Below are 12,642 nucleotides of genomic sequence, written 5' to 3' on the forward strand. Positions count from 1 at the left end.
TATGAGAAGTGAGATTATAAAAATAGAAGATATAGTAATTAAAGCAAAAGAAAATAATTTAGATAAAAATATTTTATATTATAAAAATAAAGTTGTTATAAATGAAAGCTTAGAAGACATTAATATAGAAAATTTGTGGGAAGGAAGTATATTCTCAAAAGATGGAGAAATAAAAATATTTACTTTAAACAAAGGATTAAAAGCAGTACTTCATTTAGACGAAGAAAAGGACAAGTTTATAGAGGCTGAAAGCTTAATAAGAGAAGATAAGTTTAAAGGGTATAAAAAGGTAAAGATAAAAAAATATTTAGAAAAAGATGATGATGGGCAAGTATTTATAAAATACTTTAGAGCATACGACTTAGTGAGAGGAGAAAAAGAAAATGGGTAGTATAACATCTCCATACAACTTTATTCCTTTTAGTGATAAAGTTATAAAAAGATATGAAAATATAAAGGATATTCCAAAAGAAAATGACATAAATGAAGAGCTTTTATCAGGAAGTATAACTTATGAAATAGAAAATGATAATGAACTTATAATAAGCTCAGGCTTAAAAGAAGGAGAAAAAACTTCAAGGTTTAACACAAACATAGAAGGAAAACAAACTATCCCAGGTTCAAGTATAAGAGGAGTTATACGAAGCAACGTATTAACTCTTGGGCTATGCTCATTTGATGATGAAATTGAAGATGGAAGATATTTATACAGAAGAACAATGAATTCTAAAAATTCAGAAGCAGAAAAAATATTAGATAAAGAATATGGCAAAATAGTAGATAAAAAAACCCCTGCAAAATTTAATAATAGTATGATTATAGATTACGGAAATGTAAAGGGGGGATATATAGTAAAAGAAGGAAAGGAGTATTATGTATACCCTGCTAAAGAAAAAAGAGTTGGAAGTGAAAGTAAAACTTACTTTAGAGTTCATAATAATATAGCAAAAAAATATGGAGAAGATTTAAAAGATAGAAACTACAAACCATATCAAAAAAGAGTTAACTTTAAAGTTGATAATAATAAAAATGTTACTATTGGAAATGGAAACGGGTATCTACCTGGAGTTCTAATGAATTCAAATAAATTTGGAAGTAAGAAGAATGTAAAAGTGTATCACTATATTTTAAATGAAAAAGATGAAAGTAAAAAATACAAGATTCCTAAAAAGAATATGGAATTTTATATAAATCATTTTGTGTCAGAAAATGTAGGATTTAACTTAGAAGAAGATATAAAAGGAAAGAAAAAAGATCCGAATAAAGAAGAAAGAGAAGAAGGGTTAAGAACATGCTTCTTTACTCATAATGGAAAAGAGGTTACAAATTTATCTTTCACACATACAATAAAAGTGTTCTATAGCAAATCTATAAAAGATGGATTAAATAAAAATCATATGGAATGTTTCGATTATCAAAAAGCATTATTTGGATTTATAAATTATGGAGAAAAAAATGAAAAGCTTAAAAGTAGAATATCATTTTTAGATGCTGTTGTAGATGGAAGAAATGGAAATGTACAGATAAAAGAAATGTTATTAGCAAGTCCTAAAGCAAGTTGTTATAAAGCATATTTAGGTGAAAATCAAACTTACAGTAGCAGTAAAATAAGTTTAAGAGGAAGAAAGTTTTATTGGCTTAAAAATGCTAAAGCAGAATTTTTAAATAAAGATGCAAATGTAAATTCTTATGAAGAAGTTTTAGAAAAAGGTAAAACCTTTAAGGGTGAGATAAGATTTAATAACTTATATAAAGATGAGCTAGGACTTTTGATTTATGCTTTAAAGCTAGATGGAAGAGGATATCAGCAGATAGGGAAAGGTAAACCTTATGGCTACGGAAGAATAAAAATTAAAAATATAGAGTTATCATTAGATATGGAAAAAGAGTATTCATTAGAAAATTTATTTTTTGAAAATGAAAAAGAGTATGAAAATGTAAGTGAGTATATAAAAGAATATAAAAAATATGTAAAAAAAGAGTTTAGTATAAATTTAGATAAAGAAAAATCGGTGCAAATACTACTTGGAGTAATGAGTAAAAAAGTAATAAGAGATTTAAATAAAGTGAAATATCTACAAGTAGGAAATTATGCAAAATCAGAATCATTAGATGATGTAGAAGAACTTTTAAAAACATTAGAATAAAAACATTGAATTATATTAAAAAAAAATAATTAAATAAATATAATTAAAAATTTGAGAAATATAGATATTGAATTGATGTAAAAAAATGGTATAATAAAAATAAGAAGTTTTAGATGGAGAAAAGTTTCTTCATCTAAAACAAATAAGAAAACCTAAAAAAGGCTTGCCAACCCCTTAGGTTTTTCAAAAATAAGCTTAAGGTCTTGAAATATCTAAATTAAAGCTTGGATAAGAGCTTAAAGGACAAAGGTAAAATAAGTATAAAATTAGGTTAAAAACTCAAAAATGAAAAAGGTTTTCCAAAACAAGTTGTTTAGGCATTGAGAATAGAGGCTTTAAAGAGGGTGCTATAGAAAAGCATATTGACCCACAAAGGGTATTTCCACTATAAAGATTTTGATGATATACATTTAAGATGTTTTTATAGAAAAGCATATTGACCCACAAAGGGTATTTCCACTTAGAAGCTTTTCTTGCAGCCTCTTCTGGTGTTACTATAGAAAAGCATATTGACCCACAAAGGGTATTTCCACACAACAACTTAACTTAGAAACATCTGTGTTTATTTCATAGAAAAGCATATTGACCCACAAAGGGTATTTCCACCCAAAGATAACTTTTGTCGTAGCGGCCTTTAGTTTTATAGAAAAGCATATTGACCCACAAAGGGTATTTCCACGAACTAACCAACTGGTCTCTAAACTCTGATTCCATATAGAAAAGCATATTGACCCACAAAGGGTATTTCCACAAACACTCAATGATGACAGGAAATCCAATTATTGCAATAGAAAAGCATATTGACCCACAAAGGGTATTTCCACAGCACACAAAAAACTTTTTCTAATAGAGTATTCTTCATAGAAAAGCATATTGACCCACAAAGGGTATTTCCACCACTCGATTATAAAAGGGAACCCTATGATAGCAGCTAATAGAAAAGCATATTGACCCACAAAGGGTATTTCCACAAACACTTTTGAATGTTATCAATAAGGAAAAGTGACCATAGAAAAGCATATTGACCCACAAAGAATATTTTTACAAAAGATTAAGAAGTGAAGTTTGATAAATTATATGATAAAAGGATGTGAAGGATATGAGAAAAGAAGAGTATCAAATTTTAAGTTGTTTTAAGAAAAATTTAGAGCAGGATGTAAAAATATTTTTTAAGCCGTTTTTAAATGGTGAAATGCTAGATATTGTTTTAGTTAAGGAAAAATGTGGTGTAATTTTAGTTTCTTTATCGGATTTGAGAGTAAGTGGGGCAAAGGAGTATGATAAAAGGGGGATACTTTTAGAGAAAAAGATAAAATTAAATCCTATTGTAAAGGTTAAGGAATGTAAGGATAGTTTGTTTTCATTTCATATGGAGAGTTTACTTAAAGCTAAAGTTTATAAAAGTAGTGTTTATGGAGTAGTTAAGTGTTTTATTTATTTTATGGAAGAAGAGGAGGCGTGCAAGGAAAATTTTATTTTTGACAACCATGTATACGTTTTCTGTAAGAGGGAGGTTGAGAAGTTAGTAGAAAAGGTTAAGGAAGTATTTTCTAAAGAGAATAATCTTTTTACAAAGGAAATTTATGATGAATTTATAGTGAAGTTAAAAGGGGAGAAGATAGAAAAGATTACTTTTCCAAGGGTATTTTTAAGTAAAGGACAAAGTGCATCTGCAATAAGCAGGGAAGGAGATAGCAAGATAAAGGGAGTTGCAGGGGCTGGAAAGACAGTTGTTTTAGCTCATAGAGTTATCAATGGAATAGAAAGAGTAAAAGCGTTAGGAAAAAGAAACCCGAAGGTGATAATTCTTACGTATAATATTACTTTAAGAACTTATATTTTGGGAATAATACAAAATTTATATGAGGGAAGGGAATTTACAATTGAAATAAAGCATTATCATAAGTTTATTATTGATAAAGGCAGGGAGCTTGACATAGTAATTTCAAAGGAAAGCTTTAATGATATAAATGTATTTGAAGATGGAGTGGATAAGATAGAAAAATATGATTGTATTTTAATAGATGAAATTCAAGATTATGAAATAAATTGGCAAAGGATAATAAAAAAATATTTTCTAAAAGAAAATGGTGAGTATGTTTTGTTTGGTGATGAAAAGCAAAACATATATGAAAGAGAATTAGATTCACTAAGAAAAGTAAAAACAAATGTGCGTGGGAATTGGAGGACCTTAAATAAAAGTTTTAGAGTGGGAGGAAAACTTGCAGAAGTTGCATTGAAATTTCAAAGAGAATTTTTAAAAAAGAAGTATGAATTAGATAGTGAAGAAGAGCTTATATACGATAGTTTATTTGGAATGGATCAATTTATTGATTATAAAAAAATTGGAAATTTAGAAGAAGGTATAGATTATGTTTATAAATTAACAGATGTGTTTAATAAAATTAAAAATGAAAATATAGTATTTCTAACATCAAAAGTAGAAGAAGGACGGAATTTGAAGTATATATTTGAAAAAGTTTTTAAAGAGAAAAATCTTATGAGTACATTTGAGGAAAAGGAAGAGTATGATGAGATTTTAAAAAAATCATATAACAATAGAGTAAAGATAATGAATTCACTAAATGAAATAAGAAGGAATAGAAAGTATAACTTTAAAGTTGTAGATAAGCCGATATTTAGTACAATTCATAGCTTTAAGGGATGGGAAAGAGAAACTGTAATTATACTTATATCAGGAGGTAAGTCAGAGAATAATGAGCTTATATATACTGGTTTAACTAGAAGTCGTAGAAATTTAATTGTTTTAGATATTAGCCAAGAATTAGTTTATGAAAGATTCTTTACAAGTATTATTTAGGAGGAGTGGGGAATGTTAAATAGTATAAAAGATAAGAATGGCAAAGAAAGAGATATTATAATTCTTACTGAGGATGACAAAGACAAGAGAAGATATCTAAAAGAAAAGTTAGAAGAGTATATAAAACCAGAGGAGAATGTATATTCCTTTGTAAAAGGAAAGTCAGTTAAAGCTGCTATAGAGTTTATAAGAGAAAACATAGATAAATATGAGTATTTTTTTAAGGTTGATATAGAGAAATACTTTGAGTCTATGGATAGAGGTAAGATTTTAGAGATTTTAGATAGCTATGGGGTTGAATATGATATTTTAAATAAGGTTGGTCGGGTTTTAGAAGTAGAAGAAGAAATTATGGAGAGGAAAGGAATAGCGTTAGGAAGTCCATTGAGCAATTATCTAGCTAATATATATTTGAAAGACATGGACAAGCTATTTCTAGAAAGGGAAAACTTAGAGTATATTAGATTTTGTGATGATATTTTTATTTTATCAAGAAATAAAAATACTTTAGAAGAGGTTATAAAACAGTTAGAAAAATATAACCTGAAGCTAAATGAAAGTAAAAGTTATTTAGGAAGTTTTGGGGATAGTGTTGTATTTTTAGGAGAAAATATAGAGAAAAAGAAAAATAAGCTAGATGGATTAGTGCATAGATATATAGAAAAAGGAGAATCAGAAGAAACTATAGTAGAAGAACTTGTTGAAGAGTTTGACTTTGAAACTATAGATGAATTTCTTGAAAAAATAAAGACTGAAGATGGTGAAGAAAAGGAAATATTAAACAGATTTAAAATGGTAGATTATTTCTATGAAAGCAATAATAATGGAGAAAGTGAATATAAAAAAAGAGATGTAGAATTATCTCTAGGAGATATAAAAGAGCATTTAAAGGGAAAGAAAAGTATCGCAATCTCTGTTTTAAGAGAAGATGGCAGAAGTAATATAGGTGTAATAGATATAGATGAAAATATAAGTGGTGAAGTTAAAAATATAGATGGATATGTGGAAAAGACAGGAGGGAAAGGCTATCATATATGGTTTTTCTTTAAAACCTTTTATAAGGTAGATGAAATAGAAAGATATTTAGAAAAGATAAGGGAAGAGTATTTTAAAGAATTAAGAGTTGAAATTTTCCCAAAGAAAAATTATTTAGAGGAAAAAGAAAATATTATAAAACTACCTTTAGGAATTCATCCAAAGTATTTAAATGAAAGTAAATTTTTAAACTTAGAAGCTATTGATGAAATAAAAGAGATAGAAATAAAAGTTGAAAACGAAAGGTTTGAGAGTTTCTTAGAGGAGATAAAGGAAGAATATGAGGAAGGGTATAAAATAATTTGGTTATGGGAAAAGAGTTCAATTTAGTGTTTTTGAATATGAATTAACAGACAAGCTTTATAAAGAAATGAAAAGCAAGATAAGTAAAATTTATAATGAAAGTATGTTTATAAAAAGAGTGAATCCAAAGTTTTCTGATGATGTTGTATCAATTATAATATTTGATTTATGCGAAACTTGTATGAATAAAGCATATTACTTTAATGAAAAAGAAAGAGTGATAAAAGAAAGATATATTTTTTAAGGAGTAAAGCTATGGAAAATATATATGTAATTGAGCAAGGCTGTAAAATTAAAAGAAAGAATCTAAGCTTTGTAATTCAAAAAGAAGGGGTTTTTAAAGAAGAAATTCAATATCATAAGTTAGAGAAAATCTTTTTATTTGGAAATCAAAGTATAACACCAAAGGCTGTAGAACTTGCATTAGATAAAAATATAGAAATAGTATTTTTATCAATGCATGGAAAGTTCAAAGGGAAATTAGAAGGTAGTAAAAGTAAGAATATATATTTAAGACTTGCACAATATGAAAAATGGCGTGATAAAGAAAATAGATTAGAAGTTTCAAAAATAATTATTGAAAATAAAATAAAAAATCAAAAAAACTTATTAAAAAACTATGGGATAAATAAAGAAGAGTTAGAAGGTGTAATAAAGAAAGTAAGACTTGGAAAAGATATAGATGAAATAATGGGATACGAAGGTATGGCATCAAAAATTTACTTTGGAAGCTTTAAAAAAATGATAAAAGCAAATCTAGAGTTTAATGGAAGAAATAGAAGACCACCAAAAGATGAGATAAATGCATTATTATCACTAACTTATTCAATGGTGTTAAATGAAATAATTATAGAAATAGAAAAAGAATCAATAGATGGGTATTTAGGAAATCTCCATAGTGTAAAATATGGTAGGGAATCATTAGCATTAGATATACTAGAAGAATTCAGACAAAGCTTTTGTGATAAATTTGTATTAAAGCTTATAAATAGAAAAGAAATAAAAAAAGAAGACTTTACTATAGAAGATGGATATAAATTAAAAGAAAAAGGATTTAGAAAATATATAAGCAAATATAATTTAGAAATAGAAGAATTTAGAGAAAAGATAAAAAATCAAATAAAATTATATAAAAAAAGTTTAATAGGGAAAAATAAATATAAACCTTATGGAATTAAAATATTGAAATAAAAGTAAAAAATGATATAATTAAGGTGGTAATGCTTGCCACCTTAATTATAAAAACCTAAAAAAGGCTTGCCAACCCCTTAGGGTTTTCAAAAACAAGCTTAAAGGATTGAAATAGCTTAATTAAAGCTTGGATAAGGGCTTAAGGGACAAAGGTAAAATAAGTATAAAATTAGGTTAAAAACTCAAAAATAAAAAAGGTTTTCCAGAACAAGCTGTTTAGACATTGAAAATAGAGGCTTCAAAGAGGGTGCTATAGAAAAGCATATTGACCCACAAAGGGTATTTCCACTCAATCACTTTATAAGCAATCATCACTATCATTTTGTGGATAGAAAAGCATATTGACCCACAAAGGGTATTTCCACAGAAAAATTGACCTAACTGTGTGTCGTTAAAGACAATATAGAAAAGCATATTGACCCACAAAGGGTATTTCCACAGAGCTTCTAACATTTTTTTTATCTTCGTTATCTTATAGAAAAGCATATTGACCCATAAAGGGTATTTCCACTCCGCTATCTCCATAACTAGATGTGCAAATGTTACGAATAGAAAAGCATATTGACCCATAAAGGGTATTTCCACTGTTTCCTGTTCACCTTTTCCTTCTAAGAATTGAACAATAGAAAAGCATATTGACCCATAAAGGGTATTTCCACAGAAATGTCTATTATTTCTCCAACTTTAATTATTCCGATAGAAAAGCATATTGACCCATAAAGGGTATTTCCACTCTCTAGTTGTTTGCCCACCTCTCCAGTAATAAGGTTTATAGAAAAGCATATTGCCCCACAAATGATATTCTTATGAAAAGATAGCAGTTACAAAAAAACACCACCTACGATTAATTCATAGGCGGTGTTTTTTTTATTTCTTTAATTTTAGAAGAGCGGTTTGTAATTGTTTTTGGTCAGGTCGTAAAAGTCTTATGGCAGTATCAAGATAATAGTGCATAGGATTTGTAAAGAAATTTAAATCAAATTGGTTTCTTAAATTAGCTAAAAAAAGACTATGGTAGAAATACCAACGTGAATTTTTAGGGTCTAATTTAATCGCTTGATAGTTTAAGAAACAGCCTAACATAAAGTCAGATTTTTGTTTTAGAAGACAATTACCAGCAAATCCATATAAAAGAAACTTTGTTAGGATTATGTGCTCCTTAATTAATATTCTAAATAAATGTTAAGACCATAGTTTTTCCCATTTCCACCTGTAACTTCAGAGACATAACATCTAAAATGTGTACCTGAATCTATTTGAGGTGCTAGGCTACTTGCTAAATTTTTATTTACATAGCCTAAATGTCTGTTGCCATGATAAATGCCAATTGCATTTTTATCATAGGCATTATTTTTTTCTCTTATTAATTTGAGTTCTTGATTAGGGTAACAATTTCTGATTAAGGACTGACGATTGTTGAAGGTAACACCCGCAACTTTGGTATGAATAGTGTTTTTAGAATTTTGAATTTCTCTTTTAGGTATATTATTTTTCATAGGTTTTGTAGAGTTAGTTTCATTAGTTAGTAAATTTAGTAGAAATTTAAACATAGAAAAAACCTCCTATAAAAATATTGTTACTTAATTATCGTGTAAATCTTTTGTTTATTTATAGTGAAAATCATAGAACGATAGATTTTATAGTAGAAATTGAATTAGGTTTAGAAATTAGAGAGTGATTAATCTTGAAAAGTTTTTACCATAAATAATAATATGGAATCTCTTAGAATATGTATAAAAGAAATGATTTTTTAGGAGTGTATTATGAGTTTAGGGAATAGTGTTTTTAGAAATAAGGAGCTTAGAAATTTTTGTGTTTATAGATTGTTTTTTGGGATTGGGTATAGCATAATGATTCCTATTATTCCTTTGTATTTGAAGGAGATGAATGTTTCTACTGTTATGATTGGGAGTATTATTTCTCTTTATGGAATTTGTGAGACTTTTACACAGCTTCCTTTTGGAGTTATTACTGATGTTATAGGAGACAAGCTTGCTTTAAAAGTTGCTCTTTTGGTTATGTGTTTAGTGCCTATTGGGTATATTTTTTGTACTAATGGCTTTATGGCTGGAAGCTTACATGTTATTCAAGGTGGAGTTTTAGGAATGGCAGCACCTGCAACTTTTTCTATTTTAGCAAGGTCTGTTGATAAGAGAAAGAGAGGGGAGTCTACAGGGTTTGCATCTGCAGTTTTTACTATTGGTGGTGGAATTGGAGCAGCCCTTGCTGGGTTTATTATTTCAAGGTTTAATAATTATAGGCTTGTATTTTTCATATCTTTTATTATTATTTTTATAGCTTTTTTATATTTTACTATAAATATAAAAAAGGTTAAGAGGGTTAGAACTGTTAGGAAAAAAGATGAAAGTGTTTTTCATATATTAGAAAAGATAAGATGTAGAGGTCTTAGAAATAAGATTCTTTTAGTTTCAGCAGTTGCTTTTTTAGGTGATTATGTTTATGGCTGTATTATTGCTATTTTTCATTTTTATGGTAGAGATGTTTTAGGGATGGATGTTGGTTTTACTTCTTTTATTATTTCTGCCTATCTTATTGTTTTTGGAATGGGTGCACCTGTTGCAGGAGTTATATGTGATAAGATTGGAGTTAAAAAGCATTTAGGACTTTCATTTTTTATTATGAATACCACACTTATGGGGCTTATTTTTATAAGAAATAAGGCTTTGTTTACAGGGGTTATAATTATTTATTTTCTTGGAGCGACTTGTCTTAATGCTATTTTTCAAAGTGTTTTATCTGAGTTTGGTGAAGAAGAGGATATAAAAGGATTTATATTTGGGTTTGTTGGAGCAGTTGAATCTATTGGATATGCATTAGGTCCTTTTATTTCTGCATTTGTTTATGAAATAAATAAAAATCTTTTCTTTGTTTCACTTCTTGCAGTATCTATGTTTGTAACTATACTTTATTTATTAACCTTAGAGAAAAGAAGAAGATAGAATAAGAAGAGGGGATTTTATAGATACTAAAGGTAAAAAAGGTTTTGGAGAAAATGATGAATATAAAGAATAGTGTTTTGTTTAAAGAAAAAGACCTTAGATTATTTTGTATTTTAAGATTTATTTTTGGAATAAGCTATAGCTTTTTAATTCCTATAATTCCTTTGTTTTTAGAAAGCTTAGGAGCAACTACAATTGTAGTTGGAACCTTTATGTCTTTGTATGGAGTAGGAAAAGCTATAGCTCAAGTTTTATTTGGACCAGTTTCAGATTCCTTTGGTGATAAAAAGCTTTGGTGCATTGCATTAGTTTTATTAGCTTTAATTCCTGTGGGATATATTTTTACTAAATTCTCTTTAATGGGAGAGATTATCTATGTTTTTCAAGGAATATTTTTAGGAATAGCAGCACCACCAACCTTTTCAGTTTTAGCAAGAGTTTTAGATGAAAAGAAACGTGGAGAATCAACAGGATATGCATCAGCAGTCTTTACTTTAGGTGGAGGAATTGGAGCTATTATAAGTGGATATATTTTATCTTTATTTTCTAGCTTTAATATAATCTTTATCTTAACTTGTATTGGGATAATAATTTCATTAGCTTTCTTGATTTTTAAAATAAAAGGTCCAGAAAAGGTAATGGAAAAGTGTAAATGTTCTAAAGAGCCAATTATGTGTAGGCTTAAGGTTATATATGAAGAAGTAAAAGAAAAGAAACTTTTAGTAAAGATAATATTGTTATCCTTTATAGCACTTCTAGGAGATTTTATTTATGGCTCTACCTGCGCTATGTTTCCCTTCTATGGAAGAGAGGTTTTAGGAGGAACTGCATTTTATACCTCATTTATAATATCTATATATCTTTTTATATTTGGATTTTTTGCACCACTTTCAGGGATGATAAGTGATAAGCTAGGAATTAAAAAACAACTTTACATAAGCTTTATAGTAATGAATGTAGCATTATTGCTTTTATTTATAATAAGAAAACAATGGATTTTCACAGTAATTATAATAGGATACTTCTTAGGGGCAACCTTTTTAAATGGAGCCCTTCAAAACTCACTTTTAAGCTTTGGAGAAAATGAAGACATAAAAGGCTTTGTATTTGGAGTGGTAGGAGCATCAGAATCAATAGGATATGCAATAGGTCCAATATATGCAGCCTTTGTATACAACATAAATAAAGGATTTTTATTTTTAGGAATGCTAATAATTTCAGTAATAGTATTTATAATATTTTTAGCTTTGAAAAATAAGGGATTAGAAGAAAAAAGTTGTTAGTGAAAAAAATAATAGATATAATAGAATGAAAGAAGTTTGTGATAGAAAAGAGCAGATTAGAATGATTAAAATTTTATTATTATGATAGAATTAATAATATAAAGATAAGTAAAGTATTTTAGAGGGGAGATGAGAGTTTGAAGATTGAAAAAATACGTTTTGAAAATCATAAGATACTTAAAAATTTAGAAATGAATTTTTGCGATAAGGATGAGCAAGTTTTAAATACTATTGTAGTTATTGGTGAAAATGGCTCAGGAAAAACTACATTGTTAAAAAGTATTTATGATTCATTTAGTGTAGATGAATGTAGGTATAAAGAAGTTGAGAAGAATAGAGTAGAGACTACGTTATCAGGATATACAACAACAGTAAGGCTAGAAGAGGGAGAATCTATACAGCCTAATGGGATATTAAATTTTGAAAAAAAGATGGGTACTTCTAAAATTGTATATATGCCAACTGAAATTAATTTTGAAAAGATTAATAAGGTAGATAATACATTTGATTTTTCACCAAATTTTCAAAATACTGTAGATCAAAATATTACTCAAAATATACCATCACTTATAGCAACTAAGATAAATAAAGAGATATTTAGAAATAGAAATAAAACCATAGGCGAAGTTATTGATAAGGTTTGTGATGACATCAATAGTATTTTTGAAATTATGAACTTAGATGTTAAGTTGATAGGACTATCAGAGGATAATGATACAAAACCATTATTTAAAAATGAGATAGGAAATGAGTTTGATATTACAGGATTATCATCAGGGGAAAAACAATTATTTTTAAGAGGGCTTGCTTTAAAGTTTTTAGGAGTAAATAATTCGATAATTCTTATAGATGAACCCGAAATATCACTTCATCCAGAATGGCAACAAAAAATAATTCATGTA

General features: G+C 27.7%; 9 protein-coding genes, 1 pseudogene and 2 CRISPR repeat arrays. Of the genes and pseudogenes, 9 read left to right on the forward strand and 1 reads right to left on the reverse strand.

What is annotated here, in order from left to right:
- The first annotated feature begins 1 nt into the window (after position 1).
- The 6 genes and pseudogenes from ACRC28_RS05445 to cas1 all read left to right on the forward strand — a co-directional run bounded on the left by ACRC28_RS05445 (position 2) and on the right by cas1 (position 7,497).
- Complete coding sequence (locus tag ACRC28_RS05445) at positions 2 to 391, forward strand: hypothetical protein (RefSeq protein ID WP_438542436.1); 390 nt, start codon at positions 2 to 4, stop codon at positions 389 to 391.
- Positions 384 to 2,147, forward strand: a complete 1,764-nt coding sequence (locus tag ACRC28_RS05450; RefSeq protein WP_438542437.1) for a TIGR03986 family type III CRISPR-associated RAMP protein — start codon at positions 384 to 386, stop codon at positions 2,145 to 2,147. Before ACRC28_RS05445 ends, ACRC28_RS05450 begins: the two co-directional genes overlap by 8 nt.
- A gap of 349 nt (positions 2,148 to 2,496) precedes the next feature.
- Positions 2,497 to 3,192: direct repeats of the CRISPR family, unit length 37 nt; unit sequence ATAGAAAAGCATATTGACCCACAAAGGGTATTTCCAC.
- Between the two features lie 54 nt (positions 3,193 to 3,246).
- Positions 3,247 to 4,968, forward strand: a complete 1,722-nt coding sequence (locus tag ACRC28_RS05455; protein WP_438542438.1) for an AAA family ATPase — start codon at positions 3,247 to 3,249, stop codon at positions 4,966 to 4,968.
- Positions 4,969 to 4,980: 12 nt separating this feature from the next.
- Positions 4,981 to 6,333, forward strand: a complete 1,353-nt coding sequence (locus ACRC28_RS05460) for a reverse transcriptase domain-containing protein (RefSeq protein WP_438542439.1) — start codon at positions 4,981 to 4,983, stop codon at positions 6,331 to 6,333.
- A 37-nt stretch (positions 6,334 to 6,370) separates the two neighbouring features.
- Positions 6,371 to 6,550 (forward strand): annotated as a pseudogene (locus tag ACRC28_RS05465) (hypothetical protein); the annotation flags it as partial.
- An 11-nt stretch (positions 6,551 to 6,561) separates the two neighbouring features.
- The gene (gene cas1, locus ACRC28_RS05470) at positions 6,562 to 7,497 is read left to right on the forward strand and encodes a CRISPR-associated endonuclease Cas1 (protein WP_438542440.1); all 936 of its coding nucleotides are present in this window, start codon (positions 6,562 to 6,564) and stop codon (positions 7,495 to 7,497) included.
- A gap of 252 nt (positions 7,498 to 7,749) precedes the next feature.
- Positions 7,750 to 8,305: a CRISPR direct-repeat array (repeat unit 37 nt; unit sequence ATAGAAAAGCATATTGACCCACAAAGGGTATTTCCAC).
- A gap of 355 nt (positions 8,306 to 8,660) precedes the next feature.
- Here cas1 and ACRC28_RS05475 read toward each other — a convergent pair.
- Positions 8,661 to 9,047 (reverse strand): HIRAN domain-containing protein, encoded by a 387-nt coding sequence (locus tag ACRC28_RS05475; RefSeq protein WP_438542441.1) that lies wholly within the window; start codon positions 9,045 to 9,047, stop codon positions 8,661 to 8,663.
- A 213-nt stretch (positions 9,048 to 9,260) separates the two neighbouring features.
- Here ACRC28_RS05475 and ACRC28_RS05480 point away from each other — a divergent pair, with 213 nt between their 5' ends.
- The 3 genes from ACRC28_RS05480 to ACRC28_RS05490 all read left to right on the forward strand — a co-directional run.
- Positions 9,261 to 10,457 (forward strand): MFS transporter, encoded by a 1,197-nt coding sequence (locus tag ACRC28_RS05480; RefSeq protein WP_438542442.1) that lies wholly within the window; start codon positions 9,261 to 9,263, stop codon positions 10,455 to 10,457.
- A gap of 56 nt (positions 10,458 to 10,513) precedes the next feature.
- Positions 10,514 to 11,740 carry an MFS transporter gene (locus tag ACRC28_RS05485; RefSeq protein WP_438542443.1) on the forward strand — a complete coding sequence of 409 codons (1,227 nt, stop codon included), beginning with the start codon at positions 10,514 to 10,516 and terminating at the stop codon, positions 11,738 to 11,740.
- 137 nt (positions 11,741 to 11,877) lie between these two features.
- Positions 11,878 to 12,642 (forward strand): AAA family ATPase (locus ACRC28_RS05490; RefSeq protein ID WP_438542444.1); only part of this gene is annotated, 765 nt, incomplete at its 3' end.

This window comes from Clostridium sp. (assembly GCF_051650885.1).
Taxonomy (GTDB): domain Bacteria; phylum Bacillota; class Clostridia; order Clostridiales; family Clostridiaceae; genus Clostridium.

Coding starts and splice junctions, on each gene's coding strand:
- ACRC28_RS05455 (WP_438542438.1), top strand. CDS start 3,247: ATGAGAAAAGAAGAGTATCAAATTTTAAGTTGTTTTAAGAAAAATTTA.
- ACRC28_RS05450 (WP_438542437.1), top strand. CDS start 384: ATGGGTAGTATAACATCTCCATACAACTTTATTCCTTTTAGTGATAAA.
- ACRC28_RS05480 (WP_438542442.1), top strand. CDS start 9,261: ATGAGTTTAGGGAATAGTGTTTTTAGAAATAAGGAGCTTAGAAATTTT.
- ACRC28_RS05445 (WP_438542436.1), top strand. CDS start 2: ATGAGAAGTGAGATTATAAAAATAGAAGATATAGTAATTAAAGCAAAA.
- ACRC28_RS05460 (WP_438542439.1), top strand. CDS start 4,981: ATGTTAAATAGTATAAAAGATAAGAATGGCAAAGAAAGAGATATTATA.
- ACRC28_RS05485 (WP_438542443.1), top strand. CDS start 10,514: ATGAATATAAAGAATAGTGTTTTGTTTAAAGAAAAAGACCTTAGATTA.
- ACRC28_RS05475 (WP_438542441.1), bottom strand. CDS start 9,047: ATGTTTAAATTTCTACTAAATTTACTAACTAATGAAACTAACTCTACA.
- cas1 (WP_438542440.1), top strand. CDS start 6,562: ATGGAAAATATATATGTAATTGAGCAAGGCTGTAAAATTAAAAGAAAG.